Raw genomic sequence first — 22271 nt, 5'->3', positions numbered from 1 at the left:
ATTATTCAGCTTTATCAACAATCAAACTAATGTCTTCGATTCCTTTCAAATTTTTTGTTCGCATACCTTGCCAAACTTTTAGTTGATAGCGACCAGAGTCTTTTATTGGTAAATTTTCGCGATAAACCAACATCATTTCTTTTGTTGTCATTCCTTTACCAATCCAGCTTCCATCGGGATTTGCAATATAATACTGTAAAGTATCAATCATTTCATTTCCTTTAGGATCGATGAATTTCGTGAACAAATATAAGTTACTATATTCATACGACGTATTATTTCTTAACACAAATCCAATGTTAACAGCCGAAGGTTTAGGATCTTTTACATCAAACGTAAAGGTTTGAGGTTGATTATTCTTCCATTCGTCTTTCACATCTTTTGTGTCTTGATAATAATGTTTAGCCTCGCAACTAAACAATAAAAAGACTAAAATAAAAAGCAAACTACTGTTGCGTATCATCTGGTTTTGGCCCACGATTAAATCTTTTTTTATTTCGATTCTTCGATTTATTTGGATTCGGTTGAGAATTATTTGCTTGATTCTCGTCCTTAGTTTTCGGTTTTTGCTCAGCATTTTGATTATTTTGCTGAGGTTGTTTTTTTGGTTGTTGAGTTGACTGATTAGCCTGATTTGTTTGATTATTTTGTTGGCTATTATTGCTCGGATTATTCGGTTTTCGCTTTTGTTGATTGCGATTGCGATTATTTCCTTGCGGCTTTTGCTGATCAGTATTTGGTTGAGCTTGTTGCTCTTTCGCTTGAGTTGGCTGTTGCTTCTCTTTTGGCTGATTTTGTTGTTGCTGATTCTGATTAGGATTCGAATTTTTGTTCGGTCTATTTTGATTATTCTTTTTAGACTGATTTGGATTCTTTCCTTGTTTATTTTCAGGACGATTTGCTTTATCTTTCGTCTCGTTAGGCTGTTTTTGTTTTGCCTTCTGAGGTTTCAGATTATTAGCATTCGCCGCAACTTTTTCGTTTCCAGAATTTTGATTATTCTTAATTCTTTTACGTTTTTTGTTCTGTTTTTCTTTACGTTCAAAACGTTCTAAAGAATCTTCACCAATTACATCTGTAAAATCTGGTTTCGATTCTTCTACATTTTTAGCTAAATCCTCTAAAGGTTCAGTTTTTTGACCTTTTGCAGTGATTGCTAAAAACTCTTGAATATCGTCTACCGAAAATTTGTACCAAACAATTCCGCCTTTGTCATAAGCAAACCACATTTCTTTCTTGAAAACGTCGATTTTAACACAATGTGCCCAACCTTTTTCAGTCTCGAAACGGCTTTCCATTGATGGAAAACTATTTAATGCATCTAAATATGAATCCAATTCAAAATTTAAACAACATTTTAATTTACCACATTGTCCAGCTAACTTTTGCGAGTTAATTGACAATTGTTGATAACGTGCTGCAGCAGTGCTCACAGAGCGGAAATCTGTTAACCAAGTAGAACAACATAATTCGCGTCCACAAGATCCAATTCCACCAACTTTTGCTGCTTCTTGACGATATCCGATTTGTTTCATTTCAATTCTTACGCCAAATTTCCCAGCGTATTCTTTGATTAGTTGTCTGAAATCTACACGTCCTTCTGCTGTATAATAAAATGTAACTTTCGCTCCATCTCCTTGGTACTCAACATCACAAATTTTCATTTCCAAATTAAGGTTTTTCGCCATAATTCGAGAATCAACCATTGTTTGTTTTTCTCTATCACGAAACTCTACCCAAGTTTCTATATCTTTTTGGTTCGCTTTGCGATAAACCTTCTTGACATCTTCCGCAGTCCACGAAAGATTCTTTTTTTTCATCTGGATTCTAACAAGCTCACCCGTAAGTGTAACAACCCCAATATCATGACCAGGTGTTCCTTCAACAGCGATTACATCGCCAATATTTAGAGATATGTTGTTTTCGTTTTTATAATAAAACTTTCGATCGTTTTTGAAACGAACTTCCACAAAATTGAACTTTTCTTGTCCATTTGGAAGTTGCATATTCGATAACCAATCAAAAACTGATAATTTTCCACAACCATCAGTGCCACAAGCACCATTATTGTTACATCCTTTCGGAAGGCCATTAGAAGTTCCACAAGATCCACATCCCATGCTTCTATAATTTTTTTAAATGACAACACAAAGGTATGAAAATATTTTTCTGAATTTGTGAAATCATTTCGGTTATGAAATTGATTTTAAATTGAATCAAAAACTTCTGAAAATGAATAGGTTTGATCTAATCTAACCCCTTTTTCTGTTAATTTTAACGTAGCTAATTCGTTGACATGGTCATGTTCAAAAAACAAAATATATTCATTTTCGACTGCTTTTTGTAAAAACGTTCCTTTTTCTTCAACTGTTATTAAAGGTCGTGTATCAAACCCAATTACATAAATTAATGGAATATGCCCTACAGTTGGGATTAAATCTGCGATATAAACTATTTTTTTGCTTTTATATGTAATGATTGGTAACATTTGCTTTTCGGTATGTCCATCCACAAATAAAATATCAAAACCAAGTGGAGAATTTTCTAAAATTGATCCATTTTGAGGCAAATCAATCAAATTAAGTTGTCCACTTTCTTGTAGAGGTAAAATATTTTCTTTCAGGAAAGACGCTTTTTCACGTGGATTTGGATTTACTGCCCAATCCCAATGATTCGCATTCGACCAAAATTTTGCGTTTTTGAATGAAGCTTCTAAATAATCTTTCTCTTTGTTGTATTGAATTGCGCCACCACAATGATCAAAATGCAAATGCGTCAAGAAAATATCTGTAATATCATCGCGATGAAAACCATGTTTGGCTAAAGAGTTATCTAAAGTAGCATCGCCCCATAAATAATAAAAACCAAAGAATTTTGCATCTTGTTTAGTTCCGATTCCTGTATCAATCAATATTAATCGTTTACCATCTTCGATTAATAGACATCTCATCGCAAGGTCGATTAAATTTCTATCATCAGCAGGATTGGTTTTATTCCAAATCGATTTTGGTACAATTCCGAACATGGCACCGCCATCTAATTTAAAATTTCCTGTTTCTATTGTATATAATTTCATTTTTATGTGGTTTTATTTTGTTGAATTTTCGTTTTACGAAGATAAAAAATAGAATATTATTTAAAATAAATATCTATTATAGAATTGAACGACTTAAATTTGCAAAAATTTTGATACAATGGCAAAAGAAGTTCGTGTAAGATTTGCGCCAAGTCCAACAGGTGCGTTACACATCGGAGGAGTCCGTACTGCGTTATACAATTATCTTTTCGCAAAACATAATAACGGAAAATTCTTATTAAGAATAGAGGATACAGACCAAACACGTTATGTGGAAGGTGCTGAACAATATATTATCGATTCGTTGAAATGGTTAGGCTTAACTCCTGATGAAGGTGTTGGTTTTGGTGGAGACTTAGGTTCTTACCGTCAATCAGAGCGTAAAGAAATCTACAAACAATATGTAGACGAATTATTAGCTTCAGGAAATGCATATTATGCGTTTGATACGGCAGAAGAATTAGACGCTGCACGTGCAAAAGCAGAAGAAAATAAAGAAACATTTATTTATAACTGGTCGACAAGAGGAAATTTGAAAAACTCTTTATCGTTGACGGAAGATGAAACAAAAGCTTTAATTGAGAATGGAACACCTTATGTGATTCGTTTCAAAATTGATGATTCGCGTACAGTTTTATTGGATGATATGATTCGTGGAAAAATCACGATTGATGCAGCAACTTTAGATGATAAAGTTTTGTTTAAATCTGATGGAATGCCAACGTATCACTTAGCTAATATTGTGGACGATCATTTGATGGGAATTTCTCACGTAATTCGTGGAGAAGAATGGTTACCATCAATGGCTTTACACGAATTATTGTATGATGCATTTGGTTGGGAAGCGCCTCGTTTCGCACATTTACCATTAATCTTGAAACCAGAAGGAAAAGGAAAATTAAGCAAACGTGATGGAGACAAACACGGATTTCCAGTTTTCCCAATGGAATGGAAAACAGAAGAAGGAATTGCAAAAGGATACAAACAAGAAGGTTATTTTCCAGATGCAGTGTTGAATATGTTAGCTTTATTGGGGTGGAATTCTGGAACTGATCAAGAGATTTTTACAATGGAAGAATTGATTCAATTATTTTCATTAGAAAAAGTTTCGAAATCAGGTGCACGTTTTTCTCCAGAAAAAGCAACTTGGTTTAATCACCAATATTTACAACAAGAATCTGTTGAAGAATTATTGCCATCTTTCGAAGAAGTTTTAAAAGAAAACGGAATCGAACCGAATCCAGTTTTAGATGCAAAAGTGGTTGAATTGTTAAAAGAAAGAGCAAACTTTGTAAAAGATATTTTCGAGCAAGGTCAATTCTTTTATATAGCTCCTTCTACTTACGACGAAAAAGCAGCTAAAAAAGCATGGAAAGATGATTCGAAAGAGATTTTAGGAAAATTTGTTGAAGTTTTAAATTCATCAGAATTTACTTCAGAAATTTTACACGATGCAATGGCAGAATTTGTTACAGCTCAAGAAATTGGATTTGGAAAAATCGGAATGCCTTTACGTCTTAGTTTAGTTGGTGCGTTACAAGGACCAGATGTTCCTGTGATTATGGCAATTTTAGGAAAAGAGGAAACGATTGCACGTATCAACAAAGCGATTGAAGTTTTAGGATAAAATTATTTCTATCATAAATAAAAAAGCCATTTGCATTGCAAATGGCTTTTCTGTTATAAATTGATTTTAACTTCGTCTAATTGATTAAGTTCTTCTTGAGAGAATATTCGATAATTGACTTTAAATGTTTTGCCAAGCGGAACTTCTAACGAAAAACCTCCTGCGCCAATCGCATCAATTACATCTAATTCGAAATGTGCATGTTTCCAATATTCGAACAGATCTTTGTCAATCCAAAATTCTACTCCATCAATTTCTCCAATGCAAACATCTTTGTATCGAAGATAAAATTCTCCTTTTCTGAAACATTGTGGTTGTGTTCCTTCACAACATCCTCCTGCTTGATAAAGCATTAAATCGCCATGTTTTGCTTTTAATTCATTCAATAAATTAATCGCTTTTTCAGTTGCATCAACACGTTTCATTTTTTTGAGATTTTTAATTAATTATTGATTTAGAAGAAACCTAATTTCTTTTTGCTATAAGAAACTAACATATTTTTAGTTTGACGATAATGATCTAACATCATTTTGTGGTTCTCACGTCCGATTCCAGATTGTTTATAACCTCCAAAAGGCGCTCCAGCAGGATAACTATGATATTGATTAACCCAAACACGACCAGCCTGAATAGCACGTGGAATTTGATACAATTGATGTGCATCACGCGTCCAAACACCAGCTCCTAAACCATAAATTGTGTCATTAGCAAGCTCAATCGCTTCTGCTTCATCTTTAAAAGTTGTCACAGCTAACACAGGTCCAAAAATCTCTTCTTGGAAAATACGCATCTTGTTATTTCCTTTAAATAATGTTGGTTTGATGTAATAACCATTTTCGATATCTCCTTGTAAATGATTAGCATCTCCACCAGTTAAAACTTCTGCACCTTCTTCTTTTCCTAATTTAATATAACTTAAAATTTTGTCATATTGAATTTGAGAAGCTTGCGCACCAATCATTGTTTCAGGATCAAGAGGATTTCCTGCTTTAATCATATTTACACGCTCTACAACTCGTGCAATAAACTTATCATAAATAGATTCTTGAATCAATAATCGAGAAGGACATGTACAAATTTCACCTTGATTAAGTGCAAATAATACTGCACCTTCAATTGCTTTGTCTAAGAAATCATCATCATGATCCATTACAGATTCGAAGAATACATTTGGCGATTTTCCACCTAATTCTAACGTAACTGGAATAATATTTTCTGTTGCATATTGCATCACGAAACGCCCTGTAGCTGTAGATCCTGTAAATGCAGCTTTCGATACTTTAGGATTTGTCACCAATGCGCGACCTAATTCTCCACCGAAACCATTTACAATGTTAACAACTCCTGGAGGTAATAAATCTCCAATTAATTCGAATAAATATAAAATCGAGATAGGAGTAGATTCAGCAGGTTTTAAAACCACACAGTTTCCAGCAGCCAAAGCAGGAGCTAATTTCCAAACCGCCATCAAAATTGGGAAGTTCCAAGGAATAATTTGCGCAACAACACCAATTGGCTCATGGATAATAATTGAAACAGTATCTTTATCTAATTCGTTGATAGAACCTTCCTCAGCACGAATTACCGAAGCAAAATATCTGAAATGATCGATAGCTAAAGGAATATCAGCATTCAACGTTTCGCGAACTGGTTTTCCGTTATCGTAGGTTTCTACAGCCGCAACATTTTGTAAATTTTCTTCGATTCGATCTGCAATTTTATTCAAAATAATGCTTCGTTGCGTTGGCGAAGTTTGACTCCAACTTTTGAAAGCTTCGTGAGCAGCATCTACCGCCTTTACTAAGTCTTCTTCTGAAGAATGCGCAGCTTTTGTAAAAACTTTTCCAGTAAGTGGCGTTACAACATCAAAGTATTTTCCATTTGTAGGTGGCGTAAATTGACCATTGATGTAATTGTCATAATGATCTTTGAATGTAGGTACATTAACTAAGTTTCCCATTTTATTAAAATTTTTTGTGAATTAAATTTTTTCTAATTTATTCAAATTTGTTCAATAATTATGTTTAGAAAAAGTTAATTCTATTTGGTATAAAATTTGTACATTTGGCATCCGTCAATTATTTATTGACAATTTACTTTATGGGGCTGACTGGTTTTGACAGCAAGGCCAATGGGTAAGTAAGCATGCAGTGATAGGTTGTGTACTCACTTTAATCAGGCACTTCAACTTTTTAACTGGCAACGAAGAGTACGCTTTAGCTGCATAATTCTGAATTTTAGTAAGAATACGCCACGTCTATACTAGGTATAGAAGCTGAATGTCCCTCAAAAGCCTTGACTTACGGCGTTTGATACAGGGACACGGGAAAGTAAGAATAGAAACCTTAGTGCATCGGATAGGTTTCGAGATTTTAGATGATAAGCGGTTGACAGAGTGTTTATTCTCAGGATATCGTCGAAAATTAATAATAAACTAAGCATGGAGAAAGCTTATTTGTTGCTTGTTTGGACGCGGGTTCGAATCCCGCCAGCTCCACTTTTTTAACAGCATTTAGCAGTTAAAAGCCTTATTTCAGCAGAAATAGGGCTTTTTTTATGTACATAATATACCTTTAACGGACATATTTAGACATTTAAGGAGAGACCAAATCGAGACCCAAAAGAATTCCTAAAATTAGGGTCTCGCTAAAATTGAAAATCCCTTTATTCATAAGGCTTACAAACAGTTTCTTTAACATTTTTAATGGGTGTATTAATAGCCTTTTTTATAACCTATTCATATATCGAACATCTTGATTCTTAAGAAAAAACCAATTAATTTTTTATTAACCATCAAAAATTGATCAAATGAAACAAGATTTAAAACTTCACATTTACCCAAGAAGTGCTAAAGCCAATAAAACAGGCTTAACTCCGTTGTATGTAAGAATCACCATTAATGGAAAACGTTGGGAATTCAGTACCAAAAAATTCATCGATCCTAGAACTTGGGATGCAAAAAATTCCAAAATCAAGGGTAATTCTAAAGAAGCCAGTTCAATCAATGGTTACCTTGATGTTCTAAAAATGAAGATTATTAACATCGAAATCGAATACAGTTTACGAGATGAACAACTTACATTAGATGATGTCAAAAACCTTCTAAACCATAAAAAAGAAGAAGCAGTTCGTATGCTCATTCCAATCTTTAAGCTACACAACGAACAAATGGCTAAATTAGCTAACAAAGAATTCGCACCTGGTACTGTACTCCGTTACGAAACAACTTTAAAGCATTTACAAGATTTCTTAAAGCATCAATACAAAGAAGAAGATATCCGTTTAGACAAAATAGACCATGCTTTTATTATGGATTTAGATTTCTATTTTCGTTCTGTTCGTAACTGCAATAACAATACAACAGTTAAATACATCAAGAACTTCAAAAAGATTATTAATTATTGTTTAGCGAATGATTGGATTCAGAAAGACCCTTTTATCAATTATAAAGTAAAGATTGAAAAGGTCGAACGTATATTTCTTTCACAAGAAGAAATCATCAAAATTTATGAAAAAGAACATCCAGCTGAACGATTAAACATAGTTCGTGATATTTTCATATTCTCGTGCTATACCGGATTAGCTTATGTAGATGTGGATAACTTGACCAAAAATCATATGGTAAAAGGAATCGATGGACAATTATGGATTCATACGTACAGACAAAAAACCTCAACTCCGACAAAAATTCCTTTATTAGATATCCCAATAGAGATTATAGAAAAGTACAAGAATCATCCTTTATGTAGTAATGGCAAATTATTACCTGTATTCAGTAATCAAAAAATGAATGTTTATTTAAAAGAGATTGCAGCACTTTCGGGTATTGATAAAGAATTAACATTCCATTGTGCGCGACATACATTTGCTACTACGGTTACTTTGTCTAATGGTGTTCCTATTGAATCAGTTTCAAAAATGTTAGGACATAACAGCATTACAACTACTCAACATTATGCAAGGATTACCGAACAGAAAGTGAGCAACGATATGCAGCAGCTCAAAAACATTGTTCAAAAAAAGAACATAATGTGAGTATAAAACAAACTATACTTTAAAGCTCCAATTATGGAGTGTTGTATATGTTTTTAAATATTTAATTTAGATTGATTAAATAATTGTTAACTTTATGTTAATTAACATACTAGTATACTAACCAAAATTTTTATGGGTAAGAATTTGATTTCTAATTTTGGCAATTTTGAGAGTAAATTAGCTGAAATAATATTTAAAAGCAATGATCCAATAACTGGAGCTAAAATTGCGATTAGATTAATTACTGAGTTTTTAGATGAAACTCAAAACATCTTGTGTTCTCATGAATTTAGTTCATCCGACACAGAAGTTGATTTTTTTAAAAAAGAATATCCCAAAATATATGAAAAGCTTCATTACTTTAAATCAATACAGAATTTAGAAGCTAAAAAGTTATCATTTTGTATTACAGATGAACAAGAAGTAGAACTTCTACAAAAAAAAAGAGAAAGTTTAAAGACTTTACAGGATCACGAAGTTCAAATGTTATCATACTTTAATTTAGTAGAAGATGAAGAAAAATTCTTTCTTCGTGCGCATTACAAATGGAGAAAGAACAATTTTATTTTTGCATCAAACGAGAGCTATGCCATCAATTCTATTTCAGAAATTATAGGTAAACGAAATGCTATAAAAGCATTAATTAAATATATTGATGAAAGATTGTACCAGTTAAAAAATCCAAACTCTATAATATCATCTAATTTAAAATGGACGGATACTAAAGTTAATTTAATTATATTAATTTATGGTATTTATTTATCAGACTCTGTTAATAAAGGAGAAGTCGAACTAAATCAATTAATCGAATTATTTGAAAAAATATTCAGCATTGAACTTAAAAATTTCCATACTCAACTCAACGATATTAAAGCGAAAAAAGGAAATCAACTAAAATACATTGATTTGTTTAAAAGTAAATTAGAGGACAAATTCAATTCTTACTAATAATTTAATATTCTATAACCGTAGCTTCTTGTTACGGTTTTTTTTGTTTTTAAAATACCTTATGAATAAAGGGATAAAAGAAATTTATAAAAAAATCTTTCTCTACTTGAGTTCTACTATAGAAAAATATATTTTCAACTTCTTCAACTTTGTTTCAGTAAAAAATTAAGCCTGACACAAATGAAAAAATGTAAACGTATTCATCCAGAAGACATTCAACAAATCACAAATTTGATTTGTACTGATCTTAAAGATTATTTAGAGCATAACATCAAACACAAATGGTTACGTACCAAAGATGTGTGCGAACAATTAGGTATCTCAAATTCTACACTCAAAAAAATGAGAATAAATAATCAAATTACATTCTCACGCATTGGTAAAGTGTATTACTATGACGTAGAAGATATAGATAAGTTACTCGAACAGAATAAAGTAAGTAGGTTACTTTAAAGATATTTTTCATTTGGTTAGTTGGTTTAGGTTAGGCAGGTTTAATTACGATTCAAAAAGTAATAACCCTGCCTTTATTTTTCCAATAACCACCTATAATCAACATCTAACACGTAGCAGTCATCCTGAACTTCTTTCAGGATCTCATCACACTAACATCTCAAATCTAACATCCAATATTAACATCTAAAAACTAATAATATGAATTACATCAAACACTTATCATTTTTCTTTCAAAAAATACAAGGAGACCATGAGATGTCTCCAAGTCAAATCTCAATTTATTTAGCCTTATTCAATACTTGGAACAGGCAGCAATTCTCTAATCCAATTATTGTGATTCGAGACGAAATTATGCGTCTAAGTAAAATTATGTCAAAGAGTACCTATCACCGTTCAATGAAGATTTTACATAACAATGGGTATATTATTTACGAACCATCGTACAATCCATTTTTAGGGAGTAAAGTGTACTTAATCGACTTTACAAATTCAGCTCAATTTTCAAGAATAAGCAGTAAAAAAAATACTCAAGCTAAGACAACGGATAAAAAACAAACTGAAGTAAAAAATGATAGAGCTATTAAAACAGATACCAATACAGCCATAGAAAAAGGTATCGAGCCTTTTATAAAACATATAAACAACAAACATATAAACCACAAGCAGAGCTTGTGTTCGCAAGCACAAATTCCTTCATTAATTTTTAATGAAAAAGAAAAAAATAACGTAACTATAAATCAGTCTACTGATAAAATCGAAATGAACCAAAAAGAAAAAAGTTCCGCCAAAAAAGAAAAAGGTACAATTCCAACATTAGATGAGGTCATTGCTTTTTTCCAAGAGAAGTATCAAAATACAGTAGAGGCTGAAAAATTTTATTACTACTTCGAGTCCAATGGTTGGTTAGTCGGTGGGAAATCCAAAATGATAAATTGGAAAGCAGCTGCAAATAATTGGATGATTAATGCTGATCGTTATACCAAAACGAATCCACCAAATTTCGGTGTGCAAAAACCATTAGATACATCAATCAACAAACGTTACGACGAACCATTATAACAAAAACATAAAGCAATGATCAATTACCAAAAATTTCTTTATCACTTCGAGCAATTAGGGCGTAAAAAATATGGCCCTAATTATACACTTCAAAAAGAAGATTTATCATACATCGTACGCTTAGCAGCTTATTTCTTTAAAGATGAGGCGAAGTGTAAAGAATTAGATTTAGACCTCAACAAAGGAATTCTTTTAACTGGACCAATGGGCGTAGGTAAAACAACATGGTTTAGGCTAATGCAGTTCATCTTAGCTAAAGAACATAAATTTTATTACATCACCTGTCGTGATGTCAATTTCGAATTCCTACGCAGAGGTTTCGATGTTATCGAAAAATACACAAAAGGTTTACCTAACGAATTCCAAAAATGTAGTATTTGCTTTGATGATTTAGGAACAGAAAATAACATCAAATACTTCGGAAACGAATGTAACGTTATGCAAGAAATCCTTCTTAGTCGTTATGACTTGTTCATGGATTATGGATACAAAACTCATTTAACAACAAATCTCTCCGCTTCCGAAATCGAAAAATATTACTCCGAACGTGTCCGCTCTCGCCTTCGCCAGATGATGAATGTGCTTTCTGTGCCTGCTGATAGGAAGGATAAAAGAGCGTGAATATTATAACCTCTTAATATTCAATCTATGGTTTTAGTAAAATAATATTTACTAAATTTGGGAAAACTCATTTTTAAACCAAATTAACTTACCAAAATGGCTAAAAAGAAAAAAGAAGAGGTACAAGAAACCATCGAAAAAACACTGTGGAAAGCGGCCGATAAACTACGTAAAAACATCAACGCTGCCGAGTACAAAGATGTGGTTCTTGGACTAATCTTCCTAAAATATATCTCAATTGCATTTGAAAAAATGCACGCAGAATTAACTGAACAAATCGATCAAGGAGCAGATCCCGAAGATAGAGAAGAATATACCGCAGAAAACGTATTCTTCGTGCCATCATCAGCGCGTTGGTCGTTCTTACAAAGTTCGGCGAAACAAACTACGAATGGTAAAATTGTAGACGATGGGATGGATGCTATTGAGGCAGAAAACCCTCATCTGAAAGGGATTTTACCAAAGGTATATGCCAAACAAAATCTGGATCCTACCAGTTTAGGAGATTTAATTGACTTAATTGGTAATATCGACTTTGGCGATACCCAAGAGCGTTCTGCCGATGTATTAGGACACGTTTTCGAATACTTCTTAGGGCAGTTTGCTTTAGCTGAAGGTCAAAAGGGAGGACAGTTCTACACGCCTCGTTCGGTAGTAGAGTTATTGGTCGAAATGTTAGAACCTTACAAAGGTCGTGTCTTCGATCCGTGTTGTGGTTCGGGTGGTATGTTTGTACAGTCGGAGAAATTCGTAACCGAGCGTCAAGGTCGTATTGATGATATCTCGATTTTCGGACAAGAGTCTAACCAAACCACTTGGCGTTTGGCAAAGATGAATTTAGCCATTCGTGGGATTGATTCTACGGGGGTTAAATGGAATTCGGAAGGTTCGTTTTTGAACGATGCACATAAAGATTTAAAAGCCGATTATATCATTGCCAATCCTCCGTTTAACGTGAGCGATTGGTCGGGTGATTTATTGCGTAACGATGCGCGTTGGCAGTTTGGTACACCGCCTGTAGGTAATGCCAACTTTGGTTGGTTGCAACATTTCATCCATCACTTAGCACCAACAGGACAAGCGGGTGTGGTATTAGCAAAAGGCGCGTTAACCTCTAAAACTTCGGGAGAAGGAGAAATCCGTAAAAACTTGATCGAAGAAGGATTAATTGACTGTATTGTGAACTTACCTGCTAAACTTTTCTTGAATACGCAAATACCTGCGGCCTTATGGTTTATGCGTCGTAAGAAAGTACCAAATCCTAAATACCGCAATACGGAAAATGAAATCTTGTTTATCGATGCACGAAATTTAGGTCATTTGATTAACCGTAGAAACCGTGAATTAAGCAAAGATGATATCGACTTAATTGCTTCTACCTACCACAATTGGCGTAATGTCGATGGGGAATACGAAGATGTAGCAGGTTTCTGCGCTTCGGTTCCGGTATCTAAAGTAGCGGAGTTGGATTATGTATTGACGCCTGGGCGTTATGTAGGTTTACCTGATGAAGAAGACGATTTTAACTTTGTTGAACGTTTTATGTCATTGAAAACAACTTTAGAGCAACAATTAGCCAAAGAAGCGGAACTGAATACGATTATTGCGGAGAACTTGTCTAAAATTGAACTGCCAAAAGAATGAGTAAAGATTTAACCCTTTCCCAACAACATATAGAAAACCGAATTTTTACGATTCGGGGGAAACAAGTCATGTTCGACAGAGATCTGGCAGAAATGTACCAGGTGGAAGTAAAAAGGTTAAATGAACAGGTAAAACGCAACATTGACCGGTTTCCCGAGACATTTCGTTTTCAATTGAATACCCAAGAAAAAGATGAACTGGTCGCAAATTGCGACCGGTTCGAATCGTTAAAACATTCCGCTGTAAATCCGTATGCGTTTACAGAGCAAGGTGTAGCCATGTTATCAGCCGTTTTACGAAGTGATATCGCTGTAAAAGTCAGCATTCAAATCATGAATGCTTTTGTAGAATTGAGGAAATTAGTTGGTCAAGAAACGCTACAACATATACGTCTTTCAAGTATTGAAAATAAATTGATCGAGCATGATCAAAAATTTAACAAGCTCTTTTCCGCATTAGAAAATAATGAACTACCACAACGCGGGGTGTATTTTGATGGACAAGTTTACGACGCCTATCAGTTTGTGAGCGATGTGATTAAAAACGCTAAATCATCCATTATTTTAATAGACAATTATATAGACGATAGTGTACTAACCTTATTTGCTAAACGTAAAAAAAACGTTACCGCCACGATATATACAGCAAGTATAAGCAAACAGCTTCGGTTAGATTTAGAAAAACACAATGCACAATATCCTGAGGTAAAAGCAGAATTGTTTAAACAAAGCCACGACCGCTTTTTAATCATTGATGAAAAGGAGCTGTACCATATTGGTGCTTCACTCAAAGATTTAGGGAAGAAATGGTTTGCCTTCTCCAAAATGGACAGCTTGTGTAAAGATGTATTGAGTAAAATTAAAAAAGGAGAATGATGGAGAATAGGAATTTAAGGGAAGTAGATTGGGGATTTATACCAAATCATTGGGAAGTCAAAACAACAGAGGAAATTACAGATTTTATTACTGATTATGTTGCAAATGGAAGTTTTGCGTCACTGGCAGAAAATGTTAATTACAAAAGCACTCCTGATTATGCCGCATTAATTCGATTAACTGATTATAATAATAATTTTAAAGGAAATTTTGTCTATGTTGATAAACGAGCTTATGATTTTTTAAAGAAATCAAAATTAGAAGGTGGTGAAGTAATTATTTCGAATGTTGGGGCATATGCAGGGACTGTTTTTTTAGCACCTAAACTAGATATTCCTACTACATTAGGACCAAATTCTATAATGATGAATTTTAAAACCGATAATTTGTTTTACTATTATTGGTTAAAAAGTTTGTATGGACAGCATATGCTAGAAGGCATAATTTCTGGTAGTGCTCAACCCAAATTCAATAAGACTTCGTTTAGAAAATTAGAAGTACCAGTTCCCCCACTTCCCGAGCAAAAAGCTATTGCTTCGGTATTGTCGAGTTTGGATGATAAAATCTACTTATTACACCAACAAAACCAAACCTTAGAGGCTTTGGCTGAAACTTTATTCCGTCAGTGGTTTATTGAGGAAGCGAAGGAGGATTGGGAGGAAAGACCTTTGAGTTCAATTGCCAATTTTTTAAATGGATTAGCTTGTCAAAAATTTCCACCAAAAGATAGTATTAATCGATTACCTGTTTTAAAGATTAAAGATTTAACATCGGGAATTTCTGAAAATTCAGATTGGGCTACAACCGACGTTAAACCTGAATATATTATTAGAAATGGAGATGTAATTTTTGCATGGTCAGCTTCTTTAATGGTTAAAATATGGGATGGTGAAGATTGTATTTTAAATCAGCATTTATTTAAAGTTACTTCAGAAGAATTTCCAAAATGGTTTTATTACTTCTGGTGTAAACAACACTTAAGAGAATTTATTTCTATTGCTCAAAGTCACGCTACTACTATGGGACATATAAAGAGAAGTGATTTAGATGAAGCTATGGTTTTAATTCCTGATAATGATGAAATTGAAAAAATGACATTTCAAATGAATCCTATATTAGATAAGATTCAGCTTAATAATAATCAAATCAACTCTCTTTCTAAACTTCGCGATACCTTATTACCTAAGTTAATGAGTGGCGAGGTGAGGGTGAAGATGTAAGAAATAATAAACCATAAAAAACATACTATGTCTGAAACTATTGAAAGTATCAAACTAAAAGTGAAAAAATATCTTGAATTAGAAAATGTGAGTTTTCTTTTTGGTGCTGGTTCAAGTTTTCACTTAGGAGCCCCTATAATTAGGACAATTCCCCAACCATTAAAAGATCAATGTTTGGTTGAAATAACTCGTTATTTTGGTGAAGGTGCAGACCCCTCATATGAAGATCTATTCAATTGTTTACAAGCTGATCGTTACCTAAAAGAAATGAAAAAAGAAGATGTCTCTTCTTTGAATGCTTCTATGGTGAAAATGCAAAAGTGGTTGTTTGCACAATGTGATACCAATAAAACCTCTATTCATTCTTTATACTCATCAGATTCAAAACTTCAGAAAAATAGATATCATTATCATGAGATATTAGTCAAGAAACTGTTACAAAGACCAGTGCATTTAAGAAGAGCAAACCTCTTTACAACTAATTATGATATGGCATTTGATTATGCTTTAGATAATTTAGGAGTACATTATATAAATGGTTTTATGGGAGTTCATAACAGATGTTTTAGACCAGAAGTATATGACTACGATTTGTATTACCCTGGGCAAAGTGCAATAGGTAAAGTACATAGAGCAGAAAAGGTTTTAAGATACTATAAAATGCATGGCTCATTATCTTGGGTATCTACACCTCCTAATGTATCAAATACGTACGGTATTAAAGAGATTCCATTAAATGATAATTTTACTATTGATGAAAATAATGAAATTATGATTTATCCATGTGTTAGTAAGAAATCTTTCACACTTGATTTACCATACTCGGAATTATTCAGACAATTTTCTCAAGCTATTAATCAGCCACAATCAGTGTTAATTTGTGTAGGATACTCTTTTTATGATGAGCATATAAATGACATTATCAAGCAAGCATTATCTATTCCTTCTTTTACTTTAATTATAGCCAACTTTGCACCAACAGCTGATCCTGAATCAGAAATAGAAAAGTTGAAGGCTTTGGGGGATAAAAGAATTATTATCTTAGATCAAACAGCATCTGATCAATCAACTTTTGTTGGCTTTGTAGATAAAATTATGCCTGATTTGTATGAAGAAGATGAAATAGTTTATGTAGCGGAAACAATGGAAAAAATTTATCCTACCAAAAAGAATGATCAAGATGTTGAAGGAAATGATGCTATTACGCATGATAAAACAGTAGAATCAGATTCGAATACTAAACAAATTTCAGATTCTACTGATGATTTACCTTTTTAATATTTAAATCAGACTTTTATGAGTAGTAACAATAGAATTATAGGTCGAGTTCTTTCAGTAGATAATTTTAGAGTTTTTATTAAAATTGAAGAAGATCTTAGAGGAACATATAAAAGTGGTGTTTTAGACATTTATGAAATTGCACGTATTAATTCCTATCTGATAATTCCTGTAGGAGCAGATCGAGTTGTTGCATTGATTACTCGTGTAACAATGAAAGAAGAGGTTGAATTTGGAGAAAATTCAACTTCAATATCTTTACCAACATCAGCTCGATATATTTCAGCTACGATGTTGGGTACAATTTCAAAAAATGGGAATAGTGAAAAATTTATTCAAGGAGTATATAACTTTCCAACATTAGATAATCCAGTCTGGTACGTTACTGAAAAAGATTTACAGCATATTTTTGATGATAAGATAGACAAGGAAAAATTAGAATTTGAAAAGGATTTTTATCTTCCTGTGGGTACATCTCCAGCATTTTCTGATTATCAAGTAAAAATTTCACCAGATCAATTTTTCGTTAAGCATGCTGCAATTTTAGGAAATACAGGTTCGGGTAAATCTTGTACATTAACTTCAATCCTTAGAAGTCTTTTCAAGTATGATTACAATGGAAATCATTTAAAAAATGCGCATATCGTAATTTTTGATACCAATGGAGAGTATAAAGATGCTTTTTTGCCTAATGATGAAACTTTAGGAAAGATGACTTCTGAGGCAAAGCAAGAATTAAAATTGATTAATGCTAATTATTATGGAGGTGAGGATAAAGTTCAGGTTCCTTATTGGTTAATGAATTGGTCAGATTTTAAGGCTTTATTAAATCCAAGTGATGCTACTCAAGCTCCACTACTAATTAGCGCCATAGGTTTTGCAAAGAATGATGAAGAGAGTAGTAATTTATCTATTTTACCGTTACATTTAAAAGCTGACGTAGAGAGTGTATTAACATGTTCCACTGAAGATCTTAAAAAAAGGACATGGGATGCAGGCGGGACTTGGAGATGGAAAGATGATAATGAGATTTTAAATATAGCCGAAGCAATTAGACCTTTTGACAATGATTTAGCTAATTTAGTGTCAAATTTGGGTGCAGAAATAAGTTTTAATAATGCTGCATTGCAAACACCAATCAGAGAAGACATTCAAAATCGTTTAAATGTATTATCAGAAGAAGCTACAGAAACACAAATTACTAGTTCCCAAAATATAGATTTACCAATATATTTTAGTTATCAAGAGTTGTGTACTAAATTTTTAGATGCAGCTATAAAAAATGAAGGTTCTGGAAACGCAAGGCTTAATGAGTTTATCTCTACTTTACGTTTAAGGATGAATAGTTTTCTGAACGACAAAAGAATGGCAATACCTTTGATGTTAAAGAATACAGAAGAAATAAATAAACATGTCTTACCACAATTTCTAGCTTTTCTTTTAGGTGATTATAATAATGTTTTTTCGGAAGAAACTGAAGAACATTTTATTAAGAAATATAATGATACTTCTAGAGCCTATGATAAGACGAGAACCCATCAAGTAAATATTATAGATGTTTCTCAACTTCCATTTGAAGTATTGGAAACGGTTACAGCATTATTAGGAAGAATTATATTGGAGTTTGTTTCATATTTTGTTCCTGCGGACAGAGGAAAATATCCCATTGTCATAGTTTTAGAGGAAGCTCAAAATTATGTTGCTGAGAATAAATATTCAGTAGCTAAAACTGTTTTTGAAAGAATAGCAAGAGAAGGGAGAAAATATGGAATTTCATTAATTGTGAGTAGTCAAAGACCGTCTGAATTATCAAAAACAGTTTTATCGCAATGTAACTCATTCATTATTCATCGTCTGCAAAATCCAGAAGATCAAAAATATATTCGTGGATTGGTATCTAGTGCAAATGCCGATATTTTAGATCAGTTACCAGTTATTCCACAGCAACATGCAATCATTACAGGTGATTGTGTACGTGCACCCATACAAGTTAGAATTGATGATGTTTATCCAACTCCTAACAGTCATAACCCTAGATATATTGAAAATTGGTTAGGTGATGAAATAATACCGTACCAACAAACAGTTAGCCGTTGGTTAGGAGAAAATAACAATCAAGGAGAATCAGAAAATAATATAGCACCATGACCGAAAACGAAATTGAACAACTCGCTATAGCATTATTAGAACAGCAAGGATATACCTATATCAATGGGGTTCAATTAGCTCCTGATGCATCAGATATGGAAAGAACTTCATTTGAAGAGGTGGTTTTAAAACAACGTTTAGAAAATGCAGTTCGTCGTATTAATCCAATGATTCCTCTTGATGCACAACAAGACGCAGTGAAGCAGATCTTGCGCATTGCTTCCCCTGATGTGTTATCCAATAACGAAACATTTCACCGTTTACTAACGGAGGGTATTCCGGTTACCAAACGTGTAGATGGGCAAGAACGAGGGGATCGTGTGTTTTTAATAGATTTTGAAAATCCATTAAACAACGAATTTTTAGTAGTCAACCAGTTTACAATTGTAGAAAACGGAGTAAATAAAAGACCAGACATTATCCTTTTTGTCAATGGTTTACCATTAGTTGTTATCGAATTAAAGAACGCTACGGATGATAAAACCACCATTCAGTCTGCCTTCCGCCAAATAGAAACCTATAAAGCAATGATTTCTTCATTGTTTACATATAATGCGTTTTCGGTTATCTCAGATGGTTTAGAAGCAAAAGCTGGAACAATTTCGGCAGGGTTGAGTCGTTTTATGGCTTGGAAAACCACTGATGGTATCTCTGAAGCTTCAAAACAAATCAGCCAAATAGAAACATTGATTAAAGGAATGTTACAACCAACCGTATTATTGGATTTGGTCAGACATTTTGTGGTTTTTGAAAAATTTAGAAAGGAAGACGCTGATGGAATTGTTACCGTACAAACGGTAAAGAAACTAGCAGCCTATCATCAATATTACGCAGTAAATCGTGCGGTAGAATCTACTAAAAGAGCTTCGGGGTTTATCTCAAAACAAACATTAGGGAATTTATTAAATGAATCTCCTGAAAGCTATGGTTTACCAGGCGTTAAAAGCCAACCTGAAGGCGACCGAAAAGGTGGTGTAGTTTGGCATACACAAGGTTCGGGTAAATCGTTGTCTATGGTGTTTTATACAGGTAAAATTGTATTAGCCTTAGATAATCCAACGGTTTTAGTGATAACAGACCGTAATGATTTGGACGATCAGTTATTCGACACGTTTGCGTCTTCGAAACAATTGTTGCGCCAAGATCCTGTTCAGGCAACGGATCGCAAACAGTTAAAAGACTTATTGAAGGTAAATTCAGGAGGAGTAATTTTCACAACGATACAAAAATTTCAACCGGAAGAAGGCAATGTTTTTGAAACCTTATCTGCTAGAGAAAACATTATCGTAATAGCAGACGAGGCACACCGTACACAGTATGGTTTTAGTGCTAAAACGGTTGATGATAAGGATGAGAAGGGAAATGTAATTGGTAAAAAAATCGTGTACGGTTTTGCCAAATATATGCGTGATGCCTTACCAAATGCTACCTATTTAGGTTTTACAGGAACACCAATTGAAAGTACGGATGTCAATACGCCAGCAGTTTTCGGTAATTATGTAGACATTTATGATATTGCTCAAGCTGTAGAAGATGGTGCAACGGTTCGTATTTTCTATGAAAGCCGATTGGCGAAGGTAAAATTAACCGAAGAAGGAAAGGAATTAGTAGATGAGCTGGATGATGAATTGGATCAAGAAGATTTAACAGCCACTCAAAAAGCCAAAAGTAAATGGACTCAGTTAGAAGCCTTGATTGGCGGGAAAAAACGTGTTCAAAATATAGCTGCTGATATTGTCGGTCATTTTACGCAACGTCAGGAAGTGTTTCAAGGGAAAGGAATGATCGTGTCAATGAGTCGTCGTATTGCGGCGGATTTGTACAATGCGATTATTGCTATAAAACCTGAATGGCATTCGGACGATTTGAAAAAAGGAAAGATTAAAGTTATTATGACTTCTGCATCTTCTGATGGTCCTGAATTAGCTAAATTCCACACGACCAAAGAGCAACGTAGAATGTTAGCCGAACGTATGAAAGATCCGAATGATGAATTAGAATTGGTGATTGTCCGTGATATGTGGCTAACAGGTTTCGACGCGCCAAGTATGCATACCTTGTATATTGATAAACCTATGAAAGGTCACAACTTGATGCAGGCAATTGCTCGTGTAAATCGTGTATATAAGGATAAGCCAGGTGGTTTAATCGTTGATTATTTAGGCATTGCTTCCGATTTAAAGAAAGCCTTAGCTTTTTATTCGGATGCGGGAGGAAAAGGAGATCCTGCTGTGGCACAAGAACAAGCAGTTGCTTTGATGTTAGAAAAAATTGAAGTGATTTCGGCCATGTATCATGGTTTCCCTTATGAAGATTATTTTGATGCCGATACATCGAAAAAATTGTCGATGATATTAGCTGCAGAAGATCATATTTTAGACCAAGAGGATGGCAAGAAAAGATATATTGATGAAGTATCCGCTTTATCAAAAGCATTTGCTATTGCTATACCACACGATCAAGCTATGGATGCTAAAGATGAAATCTCATTTTTCCAAGCCGTTAAAGCAAGGTTAGCAAAGTTTGATACTACAGGATCGGGCAAAACAGATGAAGAGATTGAAACAACCATTCGACAAGTGATTGATCAAGCTTTGGTTTCTGATCAAGTGATTGATGTTTTCGATGCAGCAGGTATTAAGAAACCTGATATTTCTATATTATCCGATGAGTTTTTAATGGAATTGAAAGATATGCAACATAAAAATGTGGCGTTGGAAGTCTTGAAAAAATTATTGAATGATGAAATAAAATCCCGATCAAAATCCAATTTAGTACAAAGTAAAAAGTTATTGGAAATGTTGGAGCAGTCAATAAATCGCTACCACAATAAGATTTTAACAGCAGCAGAGGTGATTGATGAATTAATTCATTTAAGTAAAGATATTGTTGAAATGGATAATGAACCCAAGAAGTTGGGATTAACAGAATATGAATATGCTTTTTATACGGCAGTTTCTAATAATGATAGTGCTAAGGAATTAATTCAACAAGATCGATTAAGAGAATTAGCCGTAGAATTAACGACTACTATTCAGCAAAATGCAAGCATTGATTGGAATATTAAAGAAAGTGTACGAGCAAAATTAAAAGTGGCTGTAAAACGATTACTACGTAAATACGGTTATCCACCAGATATGCAATTGCTGGCTACAGAAACAGTATTAAAGCAAGCGGAGATGTTAGCTAAGGAGATATCGAATATATAATAAAGTTAATAAATTTAGTTCGCTAAATAAAGATGATAATCCTCAATCATTTATTGGTTGAGGTTTTTTATATTA

General features: G+C 33.5%; 17 protein-coding genes and 1 other RNA gene. 13 read left to right on the top strand and 5 right to left on the bottom strand.

The genetic code is table 11. The annotated features are described in order from the left end of the window. Nucleotide 1 precedes the first annotated feature (1 nt). The 3 genes from HXZ69_RS03605 to HXZ69_RS03595 form a co-directional block, all read right to left on the bottom strand. Nucleotides 2-463: a gliding motility lipoprotein GldH gene (locus HXZ69_RS03605; protein ID WP_221854739.1), complete on the bottom strand. Its 462-nt coding sequence runs from the start codon at nt 461-463 to the stop codon at nt 2-4. Next, complete coding sequence (locus HXZ69_RS03600) at nt 447-2120, bottom strand: PSP1 domain-containing protein (protein WP_221854738.1); 1674 nt, start codon at nt 2118-2120, stop codon at nt 447-449. Before HXZ69_RS03600 ends, HXZ69_RS03605 begins: the two co-directional genes overlap by 17 nt. An 86-nt stretch (nt 2121-2206) precedes the next feature. Next, the gene (locus tag HXZ69_RS03595) at nt 2207-3076 is read right to left on the bottom strand and encodes an MBL fold metallo-hydrolase (protein ID WP_219034838.1); all 870 of its coding nucleotides are present in this window, start codon (nt 3074-3076) and stop codon (nt 2207-2209) included. Nucleotides 3077-3194: 118 nt separating this feature from the next. Between HXZ69_RS03595 and gltX the strand changes: the two genes are divergently transcribed. Then, the gene (gene gltX, locus HXZ69_RS03590; RefSeq protein WP_286495027.1) at nt 3195-4703 is read left to right on the top strand and encodes a glutamate--tRNA ligase; all 1509 of its coding nucleotides are present in this window, start codon (nt 3195-3197) and stop codon (nt 4701-4703) included. A gap of 53 nt (nt 4704-4756) precedes the next feature. Here the strand turns inward: gltX and HXZ69_RS03585 are convergent, their stop codons facing one another. Both HXZ69_RS03585 and HXZ69_RS03580 read right to left on the bottom strand, forming a co-directional pair. Beyond that, nucleotides 4757-5128, bottom strand: a complete 372-nt coding sequence (locus HXZ69_RS03585; RefSeq protein ID WP_180905490.1) for a DUF779 domain-containing protein — start codon at nt 5126-5128, stop codon at nt 4757-4759. Between the two features lie 29 nt (nt 5129-5157). Next, nucleotides 5158-6663 (bottom strand): aldehyde dehydrogenase family protein, encoded by a 1506-nt coding sequence (locus HXZ69_RS03580; protein WP_219034836.1) that lies wholly within the window; start codon nt 6661-6663, stop codon nt 5158-5160. A 142-nt stretch (nt 6664-6805) separates the two neighbouring features. Between HXZ69_RS03580 and ssrA the strand changes: the two genes are divergently transcribed. The 12 genes from ssrA to HXZ69_RS03520 all read left to right on the top strand — a co-directional run bounded on the left by ssrA (nt 6806) and on the right by HXZ69_RS03520 (nt 22196). Further along, nucleotides 6806-7203, top strand: a transfer-messenger RNA (tmRNA) gene (gene ssrA, locus HXZ69_RS03575). Between the two features lie 308 nt (nt 7204-7511). Beyond that, nucleotides 7512-8738 (top strand): site-specific integrase, encoded by a 1227-nt coding sequence (locus tag HXZ69_RS03570; RefSeq protein ID WP_286495026.1) that lies wholly within the window; start codon nt 7512-7514, stop codon nt 8736-8738. A 132-nt stretch (nt 8739-8870) separates the two neighbouring features. After that, nucleotides 8871-9686 (top strand): RteC domain-containing protein, encoded by an 816-nt coding sequence (locus HXZ69_RS03565; protein WP_286495025.1) that lies wholly within the window; start codon nt 8871-8873, stop codon nt 9684-9686. A gap of 180 nt (nt 9687-9866) precedes the next feature. Further along, nucleotides 9867-10139 carry a helix-turn-helix domain-containing protein gene (locus tag HXZ69_RS03560; protein WP_038336789.1) on the top strand — a complete coding sequence of 91 codons (273 nt, stop codon included), beginning with the start codon at nt 9867-9869 and terminating at the stop codon, nt 10137-10139. Between the two features lie 201 nt (nt 10140-10340). Further along, a complete protein-coding gene (locus tag HXZ69_RS03555; protein WP_286495024.1) occupies nt 10341-11201 on the top strand; it encodes a transcriptional regulator in 861 nt (286 codons plus the stop codon). A 15-nt stretch (nt 11202-11216) separates the two neighbouring features. Then, complete coding sequence (locus HXZ69_RS03550) at nt 11217-11822, top strand: P-loop NTPase family protein (protein WP_286495023.1); 606 nt, start codon at nt 11217-11219, stop codon at nt 11820-11822. Nucleotides 11823-11918: 96 nt separating this feature from the next. Continuing rightward, nucleotides 11919-13466, top strand: a complete 1548-nt coding sequence (locus tag HXZ69_RS03545) for a type I restriction-modification system subunit M (protein WP_286495022.1) — start codon at nt 11919-11921, stop codon at nt 13464-13466. Then, nucleotides 13463-14341, top strand: a complete 879-nt coding sequence (locus HXZ69_RS03540; protein ID WP_286495020.1) for an ORF6N domain-containing protein — start codon at nt 13463-13465, stop codon at nt 14339-14341. The genes HXZ69_RS03545 and HXZ69_RS03540 overlap by 4 nt, the downstream gene beginning before the upstream one ends. Then, the gene (locus HXZ69_RS03535) at nt 14341-15561 is read left to right on the top strand and encodes a restriction endonuclease subunit S (RefSeq protein WP_286495019.1); all 1221 of its coding nucleotides are present in this window, start codon (nt 14341-14343) and stop codon (nt 15559-15561) included. The genes HXZ69_RS03540 and HXZ69_RS03535 overlap by 1 nt, the downstream gene beginning before the upstream one ends. 27 nt (nt 15562-15588) lie before the next feature. Continuing rightward, nucleotides 15589-16839: an SIR2 family protein gene (locus tag HXZ69_RS03530; protein WP_286495018.1), complete on the top strand. Its 1251-nt coding sequence runs from the start codon at nt 15589-15591 to the stop codon at nt 16837-16839. Between the two features lie 18 nt (nt 16840-16857). Next, entirely contained in the window at nt 16858-18987 is a 2130-nt protein-coding gene (locus HXZ69_RS03525; protein WP_286495016.1) for an ATP-binding protein, read from the top strand. Beyond that, a complete protein-coding gene (locus HXZ69_RS03520) occupies nt 18984-22196 on the top strand; it encodes a type I restriction endonuclease subunit R (RefSeq protein WP_286495015.1) in 3213 nt (1070 codons plus the stop codon). Before HXZ69_RS03525 ends, HXZ69_RS03520 begins: the two co-directional genes overlap by 4 nt. The last annotated feature ends 75 nt before the right edge of the window (nt 22197-22271 follow it).

The sequence above is a fragment of the Empedobacter sp. R132-2 genome (genome assembly GCF_030324375.1).
Taxonomy (GTDB): Bacteria; Bacteroidota; Bacteroidia; order Flavobacteriales; family Weeksellaceae; genus Empedobacter; species Empedobacter falsenii_B.
The sequence above is the reverse complement of the archived record's forward strand: the minus strand, read 5'-3'. Positions and strand labels throughout refer to the sequence as shown.

Coding starts and splice junctions, on each gene's coding strand:
- HXZ69_RS03605 (WP_221854739.1), bottom strand. CDS start 463: ATGATACGCAACAGTAGTTTGCTTTTTATTTTAGTCTTTTTATTGTTT.
- HXZ69_RS03600 (WP_221854738.1), bottom strand. CDS start 2,120: ATGGGATGTGGATCTTGTGGAACTTCTAATGGCCTTCCGAAAGGATGT.
- HXZ69_RS03595 (WP_219034838.1), bottom strand. CDS start 3,076: ATGAAATTATATACAATAGAAACAGGAAATTTTAAATTAGATGGCGGT.
- gltX (WP_286495027.1), top strand. CDS start 3,195: ATGGCAAAAGAAGTTCGTGTAAGATTTGCGCCAAGTCCAACAGGTGCG.
- HXZ69_RS03585 (WP_180905490.1), bottom strand. CDS start 5,128: ATGAAACGTGTTGATGCAACTGAAAAAGCGATTAATTTATTGAATGAA.
- HXZ69_RS03580 (WP_219034836.1), bottom strand. CDS start 6,663: ATGGGAAACTTAGTTAATGTACCTACATTCAAAGATCATTATGACAAT.
- HXZ69_RS03570 (WP_286495026.1), top strand. CDS start 7,512: ATGAAACAAGATTTAAAACTTCACATTTACCCAAGAAGTGCTAAAGCC.
- HXZ69_RS03565 (WP_286495025.1), top strand. CDS start 8,871: ATGGGTAAGAATTTGATTTCTAATTTTGGCAATTTTGAGAGTAAATTA.
- HXZ69_RS03560 (WP_038336789.1), top strand. CDS start 9,867: ATGAAAAAATGTAAACGTATTCATCCAGAAGACATTCAACAAATCACA.
- HXZ69_RS03555 (WP_286495024.1), top strand. CDS start 10,341: ATGAATTACATCAAACACTTATCATTTTTCTTTCAAAAAATACAAGGA.
- HXZ69_RS03550 (WP_286495023.1), top strand. CDS start 11,217: ATGATCAATTACCAAAAATTTCTTTATCACTTCGAGCAATTAGGGCGT.
- HXZ69_RS03545 (WP_286495022.1), top strand. CDS start 11,919: ATGGCTAAAAAGAAAAAAGAAGAGGTACAAGAAACCATCGAAAAAACA.
- HXZ69_RS03540 (WP_286495020.1), top strand. CDS start 13,463: ATGAGTAAAGATTTAACCCTTTCCCAACAACATATAGAAAACCGAATT.
- HXZ69_RS03535 (WP_286495019.1), top strand. CDS start 14,341: ATGGAGAATAGGAATTTAAGGGAAGTAGATTGGGGATTTATACCAAAT.
- HXZ69_RS03530 (WP_286495018.1), top strand. CDS start 15,589: ATGTCTGAAACTATTGAAAGTATCAAACTAAAAGTGAAAAAATATCTT.
- HXZ69_RS03525 (WP_286495016.1), top strand. CDS start 16,858: ATGAGTAGTAACAATAGAATTATAGGTCGAGTTCTTTCAGTAGATAAT.
- HXZ69_RS03520 (WP_286495015.1), top strand. CDS start 18,984: ATGACCGAAAACGAAATTGAACAACTCGCTATAGCATTATTAGAACAG.